This is a genomic window from Enterococcus sp. AZ196 (assembly GCF_050498845.1).
Taxonomy (GTDB): domain Bacteria; phylum Bacillota; class Bacilli; order Lactobacillales; family Enterococcaceae; genus Enterococcus_A; species Enterococcus_A murrayae.
Map to the genome: position 1 here is coordinate 810,558 of NZ_JBIPAM010000001.1, position 16,095 is coordinate 826,652.

15 protein-coding genes are annotated in these 16,095 nt (G+C 37.5%); 6 read left to right on the top strand and 9 right to left on the bottom strand.

Going from position 1 to position 16,095, the window contains the following annotated elements; all coding sequences use genetic code 11:
* Nucleotides 1–142: 142 nt before the first annotated feature.
* Together recQ and lepA are read right to left on the bottom strand one after the other, a co-directional pair.
* A complete protein-coding gene (gene recQ, locus IGI67_RS03925; RefSeq protein WP_429956816.1) occupies nucleotides 143–1,894 on the bottom strand; it encodes a DNA helicase RecQ in 1,752 nt (583 codons plus the stop codon).
* Between the two features lie 113 nt (nucleotides 1,895–2,007).
* Nucleotides 2,008–3,846 (bottom strand): translation elongation factor 4, encoded by a 1,839-nt coding sequence (gene lepA / locus IGI67_RS03930; protein ID WP_207106645.1) that lies wholly within the window; start codon nucleotides 3,844–3,846, stop codon nucleotides 2,008–2,010.
* Nucleotides 3,847–4,191: 345 nt separating this feature from the next.
* Here lepA and IGI67_RS03935 point away from each other — a divergent pair, with 345 nt between their 5' ends.
* From IGI67_RS03935 to IGI67_RS03945, 3 genes are read left to right on the top strand one after another with little or no spacing between them, the layout of a single operon-like run.
* Entirely contained in the window at nucleotides 4,192–5,409 is a 1,218-nt protein-coding gene (locus IGI67_RS03935; RefSeq protein WP_429956817.1) for a GNAT family N-acetyltransferase, read from the top strand.
* Nucleotides 5,396–5,905, top strand: coding sequence for a nucleoside 2-deoxyribosyltransferase (locus IGI67_RS03940; protein ID WP_207106647.1), 510 nt, complete (start codon nucleotides 5,396–5,398; stop codon nucleotides 5,903–5,905). Before IGI67_RS03935 ends, IGI67_RS03940 begins: the two co-directional genes overlap by 14 nt.
* Nucleotides 5,895–6,557 carry a hypothetical protein gene (locus IGI67_RS03945; RefSeq protein WP_207106648.1) on the top strand — a complete coding sequence of 221 codons (663 nt, stop codon included), beginning with the start codon at nucleotides 5,895–5,897 and terminating at the stop codon, nucleotides 6,555–6,557. Before IGI67_RS03940 ends, IGI67_RS03945 begins: the two co-directional genes overlap by 11 nt.
* 44 nt (nucleotides 6,558–6,601) lie before the next feature.
* On the opposite strand, the gene IGI67_RS03950 is transcribed toward IGI67_RS03945, so the two are convergent.
* The gene (locus tag IGI67_RS03950; RefSeq protein ID WP_429956818.1) at nucleotides 6,602–7,093 is read right to left on the bottom strand and encodes a pyridoxamine 5'-phosphate oxidase family protein; all 492 of its coding nucleotides are present in this window, start codon (nucleotides 7,091–7,093) and stop codon (nucleotides 6,602–6,604) included.
* Between the two features lie 213 nt (nucleotides 7,094–7,306).
* Between IGI67_RS03950 and IGI67_RS03955 the strand changes: the two genes are divergently transcribed.
* Complete coding sequence (locus IGI67_RS03955) at nucleotides 7,307–8,038, top strand: HAD family hydrolase (RefSeq protein ID WP_207106650.1); 732 nt, start codon at nucleotides 7,307–7,309, stop codon at nucleotides 8,036–8,038.
* 36 nt (nucleotides 8,039–8,074) lie between these two features.
* Here the strand turns inward: IGI67_RS03955 and IGI67_RS03960 are convergent, their stop codons facing one another.
* From IGI67_RS03960 to IGI67_RS03980, 5 genes are all read right to left on the bottom strand, one after another.
* Complete coding sequence (locus IGI67_RS03960; protein ID WP_429956819.1) at nucleotides 8,075–8,839, bottom strand: C39 family peptidase; 765 nt, start codon at nucleotides 8,837–8,839, stop codon at nucleotides 8,075–8,077.
* Between the two features lie 95 nt (nucleotides 8,840–8,934).
* Nucleotides 8,935–9,621 (bottom strand): hydrolase, encoded by a 687-nt coding sequence (locus tag IGI67_RS03965; protein WP_207106651.1) that lies wholly within the window; start codon nucleotides 9,619–9,621, stop codon nucleotides 8,935–8,937.
* Between the two features lie 39 nt (nucleotides 9,622–9,660).
* Entirely contained in the window at nucleotides 9,661–10,275 is a 615-nt protein-coding gene (locus IGI67_RS03970; RefSeq protein ID WP_429956820.1) for a glycoside hydrolase family 73 protein, read from the bottom strand.
* Nucleotides 10,276–10,284: 9 nt separating this feature from the next.
* Entirely contained in the window at nucleotides 10,285–11,034 is a 750-nt protein-coding gene (locus IGI67_RS03975; protein ID WP_429958605.1) for a M15 family metallopeptidase, read from the bottom strand.
* A 52-nt stretch (nucleotides 11,035–11,086) separates the two neighbouring features.
* A complete protein-coding gene (locus IGI67_RS03980) occupies nucleotides 11,087–11,620 on the bottom strand; it encodes a hypothetical protein (RefSeq protein ID WP_207106654.1) in 534 nt (177 codons plus the stop codon).
* Nucleotides 11,621–11,804: 184 nt separating this feature from the next.
* On the opposite strand from IGI67_RS03980, the gene IGI67_RS03985 reads away from it, so the two are divergent.
* Together IGI67_RS03985 and IGI67_RS03990 are read left to right on the top strand one after the other, a co-directional pair.
* Nucleotides 11,805–12,761, top strand: a complete 957-nt coding sequence (locus IGI67_RS03985) for a Gfo/Idh/MocA family protein (protein WP_429956821.1) — start codon at nucleotides 11,805–11,807, stop codon at nucleotides 12,759–12,761.
* Nucleotides 12,762–12,861: 100 nt separating this feature from the next.
* Entirely contained in the window at nucleotides 12,862–13,458 is a 597-nt protein-coding gene (locus IGI67_RS03990; RefSeq protein ID WP_207106656.1) for an FUSC family protein, read from the top strand.
* A gap of 20 nt (nucleotides 13,459–13,478) precedes the next feature.
* Here the strand turns inward: IGI67_RS03990 and IGI67_RS03995 are convergent, their stop codons facing one another.
* Nucleotides 13,479–16,094: an FtsX-like permease family protein gene (locus IGI67_RS03995; protein WP_429956822.1), complete on the bottom strand. Its 2,616-nt coding sequence runs from the start codon at nucleotides 16,092–16,094 to the stop codon at nucleotides 13,479–13,481.
* Between the last annotated feature and the right edge of the window lies 1 nt (nucleotide 16,095).

Consider the following 16,095-nt stretch of genomic DNA (forward strand, 5'->3'; position numbering starts at 1 on the left):
CAAACAGTTTTACCGAGATTTTTTTCCTCAATAAAAAGCTATTGCATTGTGCTCACAGCTCAGTGCAATAGCTTTTTATCTTATTCCTCAACTAAAAAACAGATCGTTTTTCCTCAAGATGAAGAAACTCGATCTGCAATAATTAGTTTTCCTTTTTTAGAAGCGCCAAGAATTGATCGCCATAATTGTCTAGTTTACTTTTTCCTACTCCTTTAATTTGTAAGAATTCTAACGATGTTTGAGGTTGCTTTTCGGCAAATTCTGTTAATGTTTTGTCCGAGAAAATGACATATGGCGGTAAATTTTTTTCTTGAGCGAGCTGAGAGCGCAAAGTTCTCATTTTTTCAAAAAGTTCATTATCTGCCACCAATTGTTTCACTGGTGCCTGTTTGCGATATACTTCTTGTTTGCCCAAAAGAACAGAAATCCCTTGTTCAGAAACTGTCAACACAGGGTATTGACCTTCGGAAGGAATCAAATAGCGTTCTGCTGTAAGATAATCAATCAAGTTAGCAACCTCTTTTTGCGAATGATCTTTCATTAGCCCATATGTAGGCAGCTGTTGGAACTTCCACTGATTTATTTTTTGATCGTTCGATCCCGTCAAGACTTTCGCGACGAGTGCTTTTCCAAATTTTTCTCCCATACGCTTCACACAAGACAATACTTTTTGTGTATCAACTGTAATATCAACTTGTTCTCGCTCATCTAAGCAGTTACTACATCTTCCACAATCTGCCTGATCTTCGCCAAAATATTTCAAGATATAGCGTTGCAAACACATTTGTGTGTGTGCATATTGATTCATTTCTCGTAATTTCGTGTATTCATTTTGTTGATAATTTATTTCCGATTGAGATTGTTCAATGAAAAAGTGTTGAATCTGAATATCATGAGGTGCATAGAGCAATACTGCTTCACTCGGCAATCCATCCCTTCCGGCACGACCGGCCTCTTGGTAATAAGATTCCAGATTTCCTGGAATCTGTGCATGGATCACAAAACGAACATTGCTTTTATTAATTCCCATACCAAAAGCATTCGTTGCAATCATCACCTCAATTCGATCAAAAAGAAAGTCCTCTTGATTTTTCAAGCGATCGTCCGCATTCAAACCTCCATGATACTTCCCTACAGCGAAATCATGATGCTTCAACAAATGATATAAACGATCGACTTCTTTTCGTGTTGAAGCATAAATGATTCCAGACTGCCCTCTATTGAGTTTTAAGTATTCTAGTAAATAAAGATCCTTTTGTTCTTTTACAACTTGAAAAGCTAGATTTTCACGTGCGAAACCTGTCTTCACTTCATTCTCTTTCGAAATATGTAACAAACTAGAAATATCATCTGCTACCTGTGGTGTTGCTGTAGCGGTTAACGCAATAATCGTCGGCTGTTGATCAAAGTTCTCAATTGTTTCTGCCAATTTTAGATAACTCGGTCGAAAGTCATGCCCCCATTGTGAAATACAATGAGCTTCATCAACCGCTAAAAGCTCGATAGGAACATATCGTAATAATTCGCGAAAATCCACTGATTCTAGACGCTCAGGAGCAACATATAGCAGCTTGATCTCTCCTCGAGCCGCTTGCTTCAGCCGTTCGTTCATTTCTAAATTGGATAATGTACTATTGATAAAAGCTGCTGGGATTCCTATCTCATTCAAGCTGTCTACTTGGTCCTTCATTAGGGAGATCAAAGGAGAAATTACCAGCGTCAAGCCATCAAGTACTAGTGCCGGCAATTGATAACAAATCGATTTCCCGCCACCAGTTGGCATGATCCCTAAGACATTTTGATGCTGCAGAACTTTTTGGATAATTTCTTCCTGTCCGCTTCTAAATTGCGTATAGCCAAATTTTTCTGCTAATAATGCTTTTATTCGATCCATAATTAGATCCTTTCTTATTAGTTGGTCCTTAAAAATAAATTTTTGATCATTCAAAAAAATGAGGCGAAGGACATTCTCATCCAACGCCTCAAAACAATAAGCATAATTCGTGCCTATTTCTTCTTAGGTTCGTCCTCGTCCATTTTCAACACGGCCATAAAGGCTTCTTGAGGTACCTCTACTGAACCAATTTGTTTCATTCGTTTCTTACCTTCTTTTTGTTTCTCCAGCAACTTACGCTTACGAGAAACATCCCCGCCGTAACATTTTGCCAACACATTTTTACGTAAAGCTTTGATATCAGTACGAGCAACAATTTTAGTACCGATTGTTGCCTGGATCGGCACTTCGAATTGTTGACGCGGAATCAAGGTTTTCAATTTATCAACGATTGCACGACCGCGCTCTTGAGCAAACTCACGGTGAACAATAAAGCTTAATGCATCGACTTTTTCAGCATTTAACAGAATATCCATTTTAACAAGACGGCTTTCTCGGTAATCAGCCATTTCATAATCCAATGATGCGTAACCCTTTGTGCTAGATTTTAGTTTATCAAAGAAATCAAACACAATTTCTGATAATGGGATATTGTAAACAACATTCACACGGTAATCATCTAAGTAGTCCATCGTGATGAATTCACCACGTTTGCGTTGTGAGAGCTCCATTACGGCACCAACGTAATCATTTGGAACCATAATATTGGCTTTTACAAACGGTTCTTCAACGTTCTGAATTTTTGATGGATCAGGGAAATCAGACGGATTATCAACAATTAATTGCGTTCCATCAGTTAAGTTCACATGATAGATAACTGACGGTGCCGTTGTGATTAACTCCAAATTGAACTCACGTTCTAAACGTTCTTGCACAACATCCATGTGCAGGAGCCCTAAAAATCCGCAACGGAAACCAAAGCCTAAAGCTTGAGAAGTTTCCGGTTCAAACTGTAAAGCCGCATCGTTTAATTGTAATTTTTCCAATGCTTCACGCAAATCATTGTAACGAGAAGTATCAATTGGATACAATCCACAGAACACCATTGGATTCATTTTACGATAGCCGGCCAACGCTTCTTCAGCTGGATTATTGGCAAGAGTTACAGTATCCCCAACACGAGTATCTTGGACAGACTTTATACTAGCCGTTATATATCCAACGTCCCCCACCATCAAGTAATCTCGCTGTACCGCTTTTGGTGAAAAGACTCCAACTTCTGTCACATCGAAGGTTTTACCATTACTCATTAATTGAATCTTGTCACCAGGGCGAACAATACCATCAGTGATACGAACATTCAGTACGACTCCTCGGTAGCTATCATAAACTGAGTCGAAGATCAATGCCTTCAACGGAGCTTCCAATTTTCCACTTGGCGCTGGGACATTTGTTACAATTTGTTCTAAGATTTCGCTGATACCAATACCCGTTTTTGCACTTGCTAGAACAGCATCTTCAGCATCAATACCGATCACGTCTTCAATTTCCTTACGTACTCGCTCTGGATCAGCAGCTGGCAAATCAATTTTATTGATAACCGGCAAAATTTCTAAATCGTTATCTAAAGCTAAATAGACATTTGCTAATGTTTGTGCTTCTATTCCTTGAGCTGCATCAACGACTAATACTGCACCTTCACAGGCAGCTAAGCTTCGTGAAACTTCATAAGTAAAGTCGACATGTCCTGGTGTGTCAATCAAATGAAAAATATAAGTTTGACCATCATTGGCTGTATAATGCAGTTCTACCGCATTTAGCTTAATTGTGATTCCACGTTCACGTTCAAGATCCATTGAATCTAGTAACTGTTCCTGCATTTCACGGGAACTTACAGTATTTGTCTGTTCTAAGATCCGGTCAGCTAGCGTAGATTTTCCGTGATCGATATGTGCAATGATCGAAAAATTTCGAATCATCCCTTGGCGTTTCTTCATTTCTTCTATATTCATCAAAGTTCCTCATTTCTTTTAATCAGCACTGTCAATTATACCAACGTTTCTAATAGAAAAAAAGTCTTTTCCCCTATTTCCCAAAGTCGGTAAGAGAAATATAATCCTGCTTTTGCTATACTTAAGATGTAAACTAAAATCGGGGCTCAATCCGCCAACTTTGCTCTTGCTCAAGCACGTTTGTAAAACGGGGGCGTATTGATGATTAAGTGCATTTCCAAAAAAACTTTCTTAAATGAAGAGTAGTCTTATAAGAATATATTTTGTCGAATGCCCATTAGAATAGAATCCGATTTATTTTTTCTAAGATCAATAATTTCACAGCAAGAATCAGGAGATGAAAGAATGGACAGTGACTTTAAGAAACAATTAGTCTTGAAGCCAGTTGGTGAGGAACATTTAGCGCAATATGACGAATTGCTCAGCTATGTGTTTCAAGTAACAGAAAGTGATATCGAAAACAGCGGATACGAAAGTAAGCGGGAAATGGTTCGAGCGAAGAAACCTGTACTGGAGCAATCTAAGGTTTTTGGTTGGTTCCACGATGAAAATTTGATTTCTCAGATTGCCATTTACCCTTGTGAAGTAAATATTCACGGGAAGCTTTTTCAAATGGGAGGTGTAACTGGGGTTGGGACTTATCCTGAATATGCCAACCATGGACTAATGAAGGACTTGATTGAGAAGGCCTTGATCCAGATGCGTGAAGACCGTCAATGGATTTCCTACTTGTCCCCTTACAACATCCCATATTATCGTCGCAAAGGCTGGGAAATCATGTCGGATAAGCTCAGCTTCAAAATCAAGGATACACAATTGCCTAAGCAAGTTGATCTTCCAGGCGTTGTTGAACGTAAGGAAGTCGATGATCCTGATGTTTACCAAGTGTATCACGAATTTGCTTTAAATAATCATGGAGCAATGATTCGCAAAGAATTGAACTGGGAAGAATACTGGCGTTTCGAAAACGAGGAAGAGCGAATCGCAGCCATTTACTATGATGTCAACAAGAAGCCGACAGGCGTGCTTTTTTACTGGATATCAGATGAAATTTTTCATATTAAGGAAATGTTTTATTTAAATCAAGAGGCACGAAACGGTTTATGGAATTTTATTAGTGCTCACTTCTCAATGGTATATTGGGTCAAAGGAGATATTTTCAAAAACGAACCGCTCTCCTTCTTACTTGATGACAGCGAGATCACAGAAACCATTGCTCCTTTTTTTATGGCACGAATTGTTGATGTGAAAGAGTTCCTATTAGAGTATCCCTTTGAAAAATCTGTAGAACCCTTTTATTTTGAAGTCGATGATCCTATTGCTGAGTGGAATAATGGACTATTCGCACTTAATTGGGATGATACTGGCAAATTGAAGATTAGCGATCAACCTAATGGCAAAAGAATCCGACTGAACATTCAAACATTGACCTGTATGTTGATGAATTACCGTCGTCCTGCTTATCTTGCTCGTATCGAACGGCTGGATGCTGACAAAAAAGCAATTGAATTATTAGAAACAACAATACCAGATATGGAGGCTTATTTTAGTGACTACTTCTAAACATATTTATTTTGCCGCACCGTTATTTGCACAAAGTGACTTATTTTATAATCAATATTTAGTAAAAAAAATCCGTGAACTTGATGCAGACCTGACAATTTACCTACCACAGGAAAATGAAGGCATCAATGATAAAACTGCCTACGCTGACAGTAAGATGATTGCTCTTGCGGATACCGAGGAAGTTTTAAAGAGTGATTTGATGATCGCTCTATTAGATGGTCTGACAATTGATGCAGGTGTTGCATCAGAAATCGGTGTCGCTTATGCAAAAGGAATTCCTATCATTGCTCTGTACACCGATTCCCGTCAACAAGGTGCAGATAATCAGCAAAAGATCGATGCACTTCAGACGCCTGCAGAAAATCAATTTCATTATCTTAATTTGTATACAGTTGGTCTGATCAAATTGAATGGTACTATCGTCAGTAATGAAGAGGCTCTTTTGCAAAAAATCAAATCTTTTTTAGAAGGTAGTGATTTCCGTGACTTATAAAAAATATCGGATTGCGTTGTTGGTGTTTGGGGCCCTTTGCCTGGTCTATAATATTTTTGAATTTTCGATTGGCAAATATTCAACAAAACAAGGGATAATTTTTGTAATCGAATGTTTAGCTGGTATTATGTTGATATTTTTACCAGAACTAATTGAAAAATTGTTCAAGATCATTTTACCCGAAAAAGTGATTTATTTTTATTGGTTCTTTTTAATTATCTCCGTCTTTTTAGGAACTTCCTTGCACATGATCTCGATTATTTCTTTTTGGGACAAAATTTTGCATACTGTTAGCCCAATGGTCCTAACTGCATTAGGTTATGGCTTGATTGGCTTCTTTATGAAAGAGGCAGATATCAGTAAATCATCACCATGGCTGTTTCTACTTTTTGGTTTTGCATTTGCTGGTGTGTGTGGTGTCTTCTGGGAATTTTGGGAGTTTCTCTGCGATTCAGCTGCCGATATGAACCTTCAAAGATATGCTACGTCAGCAGGCAAGTTATTAGTAGGACGGGCTGCTTTGATGGATACGATGGGAGATCTTTTAACCAATACAATCGGCGCGATAGTGATGGGAATTTATGCCAAAATTCAAAGTCACGGCAATGCTGCCTATTTTGAGGAGTATCGACTAAAGAAAAGTAACAAATAAAAAAAGATTCAAAACCGAAATTTTTATCGGTTTTGAATCTTTTTTTATTTGTTTTCTGGGTGAAGGTTTTCTTTCATTGTATACGAAGCTAAAGTTATTTTGATAATACCAGTTCGTTTTAACATTCCTTCAGGTATTTCGTCAAATTGAGCGTCTTCAGCTGCATGTGCCATCAAAAGATGCAAAGCTCGTCTCTTCTCCTCTAACTCATCTACTAATTCGGCTCTTCCAAACCCAATTAAACTTTGATATGCATAGGAATAAGTGGCTGCATTCATCGTGCCTTCTATTAATTTATGATTTCCATCCATCTCAATGGCAACCTTAGGATTTTCTTGGAGCATCGATACTTTTTTTCCATCATTTGCCCCATGAACAAAAAGTATTAGTTTCTCCTCAGCCCATTCATAACCAAAATTTACTGGTACAACATAAGGATACTCCTCACCATTTAATGCAATTCGTACAACTTGTGTCTTTTTCACAAAGTTTTTGATTAAATCTAAATCCGTTACTTGTCTTTTTTTTCTGCGCATTCTTCTTCCCCCATCCTTCCAATCCTTTCTTCTAATCATAATAGATTAGAATTCAAAAAGAAATCTTTTTTTAGTTAAAAAAACTGAAAATTGATAGACTGCGGTTTGTCTTTTTTAGTATTAAAAACCTTTTCTAATCAAGGATTTACCTCTTTTTTTGTGTGATTTTTTGTACTAAAATAGCTACTGTAATTATTTGAAAATTTGCTGAAAATGAAAGGCGTGTCTATTTTGATTGAAACTGTCGTATTTGATATCGATGATACTATTTACGATCAACAAGAACCATTTCGCAAGGCTGTTCAAAATTTATTTCCTTTAGTAAGTGAAGAAGATATGCTTCCGCTTTATACTCGTTTCCGTGTTCATAGTGATGCAAACTTTAACAAGGTCATTACACAAGAATGGACATTAGAATTCATGCGATCCCATCGGATCAGCCAATCTTTGAAGGATTTGGATTATCCCCACATCACCGATAATGAGGCATTAATGTTCCAAGATGTTTATGAGGATGAACTAGATGCTATCACTATGCACCAAGAAGTTGAAAAAACACTAGATTTTTTAAAAGACAAAAAAGTGCCCATCAGCATCATCACAAACGGACCAACCGATCACCAATACAAAAAAATTTTACAATTGGGGTTATTGAATTGGGTCAACGAAGACAATATTATTATTTCACAAGCAACAGGTTATGAAAAACCTGATGTTGAGATTTTTGACCTTGGTAAAAAACAGTTTGATCTAAATCCTGAGTGTTCTTTATACGTTGGTGACAACTTTAATAACGATGTAATCGGTTCAAAACGAGCTGGCTGGCAATCACTTTGGTTGAACCATCGTAATCGGCAATTACCAAAAGGAACATCACAAATTCACGATATTGAATTAACTTCTTTCGATCAATTATTACCAACTTTCCAACATATTTTTGCATAAATAGCGGCACGGAGTAACTCCCGTGCCTTTTTTAACTTATTTTAAATAAAGTGATTGTCTTCCCATTTTATCAAAAACGTTTTCGAAATCTTCTTTATCAACGATTCGATTTTTATAACCATAGGGATCATTTACATAAACATTTTGATCGTCTACTCCAACAATGACGACTGAATGGCAAAGTGGTGAAACAGTTACATCACCGCTAGTTGTTTCCCATGTCCTAAAATCTTTGGCCGTTGGAATTTTAAAGTCTACTGTTGTAATAACCCAGACGGGAGTCCCCTTTCGAATTAAAGTTTCTAAATCAGTAAATTCAGTGTTGCTGCTAGCAACAACACTTTGCTTTTTTGAAACTATTTTTTCTGCAACCTCGGCAATTGGTTCCACAGCTACGCCCATTGCCTCATAGCCCGTGTAAATATTTCCAACAAATCCTTCGTGAGGATTCCCTCGAATTTCTTCCGCTTCATTTTCATAAACAGGTACATAGTTCAACAATTCCGCTAAATCATTTTTATTGGTTCCATAATCATAATAATTTAGCAACATTGATAGCGCGGTGATTTCACAGCCATTTTCTAAAGGGAATATCCCTGAATTTTGATTTTCGATCGGAACATCTATGAGCTTTGTTTTCGTGTTTTCATTATCAACCGTTAAAATTTCTGTCTGCTCCTCCTTATTCACTTCGCTACTATCTGCGTGCAATCGTTTATTTTGAGAAAAAAAGATAATACTGCTACCAAAAAGTATGATAATTGTGAGTATCCATTTTACTAAGCGTTTGATTTTTTTCACCTCATTTACTAGCTTATATTAAGGTGAGTGTCTCAATCCTAACTTAAATGAAGCTAAAAAGACGCTGAAAACCAGAGTAGTTTTCAGCGTCTTTTCTATTGATGTTCCTCATCGTATTCCATTTTACGATATTTTTCCATCTTCTTGCTAAACAATACACCATTTGAGGGCGGTGTATAGGTTATCGCATTAGCCCCTGCTGCAATCGTCGCTTCGATCGTTTCTTCATCTGGACCGCCAGTAGCAATGATCGGAAGTTCTGGATATGCTTCTCTAAAGTATTTCACAGCTTGAACAGTGTCTTTTCCAGCACTTATGTTGATTATATCAACACCAGCGGCCAGCTTTTCTTCAATCTTCGAGTACTTTGATGTAACTGTCGCAATCACAGGCACATCAACCACATCATAAATAGCCTGGATCGTCTCTACTGGAGTTGGTCCGTTTACTACAACACCTAGACTTCCCTGAGATTCTGCAAACATTCCCATATATGCTGAACGTGATCCGTGTGTTAGTCCTCCGGCGACACCTGAAAATACTGGAATGTCAGCTGCTTCAATAATACTTTTAGTAATTGCCGGGTGCGGAGTAAATGGATATACAGCAATCACTGCATCTGCATCTGTATTTCGAATAATTGCGATGTCCGTCGTAAAAATTATCGAACGAATCCTTTTACCAAAAATACTGATTCCTGTTGCGTTTTGGATGACTTTTGGTACACGAACAATATCTTGTCGCAATTCAGTCATAATTTCAGGTACGTAATTATCTGCCATTCAAATTCATCTCCCTATCAACTTCCTATGTTGAGTTTACTATGAATGATCGTACTGTTCCAAATTATATGTTTCAATGACACTTATGATTTTGTTCGCATAATCAGGGTCCGTGGCATATCCCGCTGTTTGCAGAGCTTGTGCTGCCTGGCGATAATCAGTAGCCGTTAAGACCCCTGCATAAAGCTTAGGATCCCAATTCGTCCCATTGACAAAAAGCATCGTATGATCGTCTAAAGATTCATTCCAAGAATTGTATACTTTGAACTCCCCTTGGATAGTAATCCATTGCTCATTCATATACTCCTTTGTCTCGAGGCTGACTTTAGGCTGATTTCCCGAAGCTTTGATGCCAAAAAGGTTTTTATATTGGCTGGCAAGCTGTGATTGTCCCCAATTAGATTCCAAGATGGCTTGTCCGAGAATAATACTAGGTAAAACGCCGTATCCTTGTTGCAATTCCTTCGCGTGTGGAGCAAGTTTGTCAATAAACTCTTGACGGGAAAGTGTTTCCTCTCCTTGTTCATTTTCAACTCCAAAATCAGATAATGTATGTAAAGAAAAAACGAAAGCTAACCCAATCACTAAGATTCCCGCGAAAATAAGCGGGATCGAAATTTTGGTCTTTCGTTTTTTATATGTTTTTTTAGGCATAGTAACTCCTTACTTAGCTGACAACTGTTTCAAAAACTCTTCTAGCGTCAGATCATGTTTGGTAATATATTCAGCATTTTCCTTACCAACGTACCGGATATGCCATGGCTCATAAGTTATACCAGTTATATCCTGCCGATCTTTGGGGTAGCGAATGATAAACCCATATTTTGGCGCATTTTCTTCAATCCAGTTTGCTCCAGGCTGACCACCGTAAGAAGCATCCAATACTTGTGTCGAATAAGTGTTATACCAATCTTGATCCACGATATCAACAGCAAGTCCAGTATGGTGTTCGCTATATCCAGGTTCTGTAATAGTCTCTTTCGTTTTTGAAATCGCATCTTGTTCGGTCATCCCATTTCCGCTGACCAATCCATTCACATTTGTATTAAAAACTTCCTTTTGCGAATCGACCGAGCGGAAAGCTGAAATGATTACTAAAGGGAATCCAGCTTTCGTTGCTGCTTCCGAAAATGCCTCGTAGTCTGCGGCTATTCGACTGTCGACCTGATGGCTGTTATCTGACAGCGTAGTTAACTGGCTTTCAGCAACTTCATTTTCAATTTTATTTTTTGGTCCGACTAAAACAAGATTCCAATCTTTTGCATTAGAATCAGGCAACGCCTTTTGTACAGCATTCTTCTTTTTTGCAGTTGTCTTGTTATTTTCGAATGAATAGGTAGTTGCTGTTGCTTTCTTCGCATCTGATTCTGCAGGTGCACTATAAAAAAGCGAATAGGCGGTCATTCCAAACATGATAATGACTGAAAGTAGTCCTACAGTTTTCTTCAAATTAAAAATCCTCTCATTAATCGTCCAATGACGTATATGTCTCTGTAAGATTTTCGTTTACCCAATCAAGTAACGCGGTCTTTTTATGTGCGCTGGCAATTTGATTTTGGATATGGGCCGGCAAACGAAAACTTAGTATATCACTATATCCCCAATTATTGTAATCAATGGTTACTCGCAGGTCGATATAGTCGTGGTTTTCCTCTTCATTTTTATTCTTAAAAGGAATCATCTCAACTTGAGCTAAGCCGCTGGCGATCCATTTCTGAGCAACGATCGTTTTCATCTCACGATATTCTGCAACCGCTGTTGGACGCTTTTCCGGGAACAAAAAGGTTTGACGAATAACTTTTTGACTCAACATCCATTCATAATCGCTAAATAGATTCTTAATCTTTTGATTGGCTTCAGGAGTTAAATTATTTTGACCGGCCTTCCACTGTTGCCATTGAATTTCATTGACGCCTAAATAATCTTGATAAAAATCTTGTTCTGTATGAAATTGTTCAAAAATTGCGCTCATTACTAAATCTAAATATATTTTATTCACGAAAAAATCCCTCCTCTCTTATTCTACTGAATTTTTAGAAAAAATACAGTCCTTTGGCAAATCGATTGAAATATTTTAATATTTACTGCTATACTTTCAATGAAGCTTCTACTTGATCTCTTATTCATAGTGATTGATTAAGCCGAAAAATAAATGTTTGAACTTCAAATTAAGGAGGAACGTTATGACAGACTTACAATGGGGAATTGTTGGGCTGGGGGGAATCGCTCATGATTTTGCGAAAAATTTTGACCAAACAACAAGCAATTTAACCGCCTGTGCTTCACGCAGCCAACAAAAGGCGGAGGATTTTGCGAAACTATATAATCTACCAAAGGCATATGGCAGCTACGATGAGTTATTGGCTGATGATGATGTTTCAATTATATATATCGCTGTCCCAAATCGCCAGCATCATGAACATATCATGCTAGCGTTACAAGCCGGCAAACATGTTCTGTGCGAAAAAGCAATCACCATGAATTTATCAGAGTTGCAGGAAGTCATCGAACTAGCTGAACAAAAACAATTAGTAGTAGCTGAAGCTATGACGATTTTTAATATGCCTTTATACCAAGAACTCCATGCTTTAATGGATAGCGGTCGACTAGGAAAGTTGAAAATGATCCAAGCCCCCTTTGGTAGCTATAAAGATCCTGATCCAACAAACCGTTTCTTTAATCCTGAACTGGCCGGAGGAGCTTTGCTTGATATCGGAACCTACGCAGTGTCTTTTGCTCGCTGGTTCTTGTCTGAGCAACCAGAAGTTGTTGCTTCAAAAATGGTTCCTTTTGCAACTGGAGTCGATGAGCAATCAGTAACAATTTTACAAAATCAAAGGAATGAACTGGCTGCTGTTAGTCTGACTTTTCAAGCAAAAATGCCGAAAAAAGGTATCGTCGCTTTTGAAAATGGTTATTTAACCATCGATGACTATCCTAGAGCAGATAAAGCCGAATTACTCTTCAATGATGGAACTAAAGAATTGATTGAATCTGGCTTCACAGGAAATGCTATGAATTATGAAATCGAAAATATGGTGAAAATGATTAAGGGGACTCTCCCTAATAAATCGCTCTTCTATACGAAAGACGTGATTGAGATTCTAGATCAAATGCAGAAAATTTGGTACCAACAATAGAAAATTTTTGACAAGAGGTGTTACTTAAGTAATGCCTTTTGTTTTTTTGTCAAACTTCCGCTAAACTATTATATATAAAGAAAAGAAAGAGGGAGAAAAATTGCAAATTGGTCGTTTTCGTCTGGGCATGCGAACGATGAAAACTGCACTGGCCGTGCTGCTGTGCATTTTATTATTCCATGTGACCGACCGTGGATCACCTTTAATCGCTGCATTAGCTGCCGTCTTTTCTTTGCGGCAGGATTTGACGACTAGTATTTCCTTTGGCCGTTCACGAGTATTAGGAAACTCGCTAGGCGGGTTGCTGGCGTTAATTTTTTACTATGTCCAAGCATTTTTCAAAAATGATTTTTTCGTAGAACTATTCGTGTTGCCTTTATTTGTAATTTTAGTAATCGTAATTTCTGATGGACTTAATAATAATTCTGGAATTATTTCAGCAATTGCTACCATGCTTTTGATTGCCTTGAGTATTCCACAAGGCGAATCCTTTCTTTACGCATTGAATCGAGTATTGGATACGTTTATTGGAACAATCATTGGCATCTCGTTGAATGGAGTCATTTCTCCTCAGACAGATGAAAAAGAAAAGCAGATCAAAGAGGATCTAGTTGAGTTGCGCAAAAAAGAAGCAGATTTAAATAAAATGTTATACGATGTACGTAAACAAATAAAGGAGCAGTCTCATCAAAAATGAGATTGCTCCTTTTTGTTCTTTTAATCATTCGCCTTCAATGCTTCAATCATATCTATTTTCTTTAATCGGAAATACATGATGATACCGACAATCAGCGTAAAAAACAAAGTGATCATACTCGCGTAAATATAGCTAAGCGGCTGAATATCTGGTGAAAACATCGTCATATCTAACTCAACCGTCTGTAAAATGTATCTATGTTCGATTTTCCCAAGAAATAGGCCCAAGAGAATTCCCATCAAAGTTAACAAAATATTTTCACGATAAACATAGCGAATCACTTCATTATCATAAAAGCCCAGTACCTTAATCGTAGACAATTCTCTAATTCGTTCTGAAATATTGATATTAGTCAAATTGTACAACACAATAAAAGCCAATAATCCCGCTGATACAATTAGCACCCACATAATGATATTGAGACTCTTGACAGTATCCTTCAATGCATTTTTTGACTTCGACATAAAGCTTACATTAGAAATATCTGGATTCTCCATTAGTTGCTTTGCCATCTGATCTTCAATACGCTTACTCGGTTCATTGCTGAAAAGCAAGAGATCGGTGTTGTATTTTGGTTGGTTATTAAAAATTTTTTGATAATAAGTTGGTGTCATATAAATAAAATGACCTACGTAGTTCTCTGCGATTGAAGCAACTTTTACCGAATACGTATTTCCTGAAACCGATTTGATTTCTAAATTACTTCCTTTTCTTAAATCAAATAGCTTAGCCAATTTTTCGTTTATGATAACGCCTTTATCATCCAACGAATAAATTTTCCCCGTTTTACGATTTCTAAATGATAAGAACGTATCCAGCCGATTAATTTCTTTAGGTACAGAAAGACTAATTTCTTGTTTTGAAACATCTGCTTTTTGGGCGGTAAAAGCTTCTATAGAAACAAACAAGTGATCCTGATAATTCGAAAAAGTGTTTAATTCACTTACGTACGTCTCTTCTTCTTTAGCCGAAGGGACTGCTTTAAAAACAGTTGTGCCTTGATAGTGCCAGAGCTTGTCAAATTGCAGCGTAACAATCTCGCCAATCGAATCGCGCAGACCAAATCCAGTAATAATCATCGACATGCAGCCAGCGATTCCAATCACAGTCATCAACATCCGTTGTTTGTAACGAAATAAATTACGCAATGTAACTTTTTGACTAAAAGAAAGTCGGCCCCATATAAAAGTCAGTCGTTCTAAAAAGATTCGTTTACCATTTTTAGGCGCTCTGGGCTGCATTAAAATAGCCGGTGTTGTTTGTAAGTCGTAACGCAAGACAATCCAAGCCGAACCCACAGAACACACTAATGATACTGCCAAAGCAATTAAAGCATAATTTAAATACCACGGTGTCACAACGTTTTCTATATTATACAACTGTCCGTAAGCATTAAAGATGATTATTGGCAGTAAATAAAAACCGACTGCAAGACCTAGCAATGTTCCAAGTCCACCTGCCAATGTAGCATAGAGTAAAAACTTTTCAGCAATTTCTCCATTGCGATAGCCTAAAGCCTTAAATGTCCCAAGTTCATTTCGTTTTTCCTCGACCATTCTAGTCATCGTGGTCAAGGTCACTAAAGCAGCGATCAAAAAGAATATCCACGGAAAAACCGAGGCTAACGAGGAAATCCGTTTTGCATTATCCTCATATTCGCTATAGCCTGGGTTCTCTGATCTGATAAAAAGATGATACTGAGGAGCAGCTAGAGAATCGATTTTTTCCTGTTGCTTCTCTATAGTCCCCAGCTGTTTTGCTAGTTCAGGATGGCTCACAGCTAGCTCTGAAAATTGCTCTGAGGAAAGTCCACTGAAATTTAGCGCTGTTTGCTTCTGAAATTTTTCTTTCTCCTGATCAAGCAACACTTGCTGCTCTATTTTTCTTTCTGCCAAGCTCTCAGTAGCTTTCTGTTTTAATTGATTTTTCAACTTCATTTTATTTTGCTTTAATTTTCTTTCATACTGATTTGAATAGGCTTCACTGTTTTTCAAATTTCTAAATTCTACTAAAGCCTCTGAATACACTGCCTGAGTGAAATTATCTGGCAGAACAAAAGCAAAGCAATCAATTGAGCCTTTTCCGATCATCGTATTCCCACGAGAGATATTTTCAATAAATTCCGGACTTTTAACAAAACCGACAATTTTAAAATTTTGTCGGTTAAATGCTTTATCAGGATCGTCAGCTGTAAATTCAAAGTTTTGATTCAATTTATAGCCTTTTTTTCTGGCAAACTCATCCAAAACAATCTCGTTCGGTTTTCTAGGTAGTCGTCCTTGCGTAACAACTGCTCGGTTCATTGATTGTTTTGTGTCATAACTGAATATTCGAAAAATCTGATTTTTTTTACTAAGATTAATATCTTTAAAATAGCGGCCTTCCGCCTTTACACCTTCAATTTCTTGGATAATACCAATGTCCTTATCAGAAATTCCTAAGGAAGAAACAACACGCATATCAGCTAAATTCTGCTTTTTGTAATAGCTTGCGGCCGTCTTCAGCATGTCTGGTCCTGTAGCACGTAAGCCAACATAAAAAGCGACACCCAAAAAAATAATGCCTAGAATTGAAAAAAAACGTGTTTTTGATTGCCGAATTTCACGCCAATTGGAACGTCGCATCGCTTTTCTCATT

Bases quoted from the DNA above. Each gene is read 5' to 3' on its own strand.
- recQ (WP_429956816.1), bottom strand. From the start codon at position 1,894: ATGGATCGAATAAAAGCATTATTAGCAGAAAAATTTGGCTATACGCAA.
- lepA (WP_207106645.1), bottom strand. From the start codon at position 3,846: ATGAATATAGAAGAAATGAAGAAACGCCAAGGGATGATTCGAAATTTT.
- IGI67_RS03935 (WP_429956817.1), top strand. From the start codon at position 4,192: ATGGACAGTGACTTTAAGAAACAATTAGTCTTGAAGCCAGTTGGTGAG.
- IGI67_RS03950 (WP_429956818.1), bottom strand. From the start codon at position 7,093: ATGCGCAGAAAAAAAAGACAAGTAACGGATTTAGATTTAATCAAAAAC.
- IGI67_RS03955 (WP_207106650.1), top strand. From the start codon at position 7,307: ATGAAAGGCGTGTCTATTTTGATTGAAACTGTCGTATTTGATATCGAT.
- IGI67_RS03965 (WP_207106651.1), bottom strand. From the start codon at position 9,621: ATGGCAGATAATTACGTACCTGAAATTATGACTGAATTGCGACAAGAT.
- IGI67_RS03970 (WP_429956820.1), bottom strand. From the start codon at position 10,275: ATGCCTAAAAAAACATATAAAAAACGAAAGACCAAAATTTCGATCCCG.
- IGI67_RS03975 (WP_429958605.1), bottom strand. From the start codon at position 11,034: ATGTTTGGAATGACCGCCTATTCGCTTTTTTATAGTGCACCTGCAGAA.
- IGI67_RS03985 (WP_429956821.1), top strand. From the start codon at position 11,805: ATGACAGACTTACAATGGGGAATTGTTGGGCTGGGGGGAATCGCTCAT.
- IGI67_RS03995 (WP_429956822.1), bottom strand. From the start codon at position 16,094: ATGAGAAAAGCGATGCGACGTTCCAATTGGCGTGAAATTCGGCAATCA.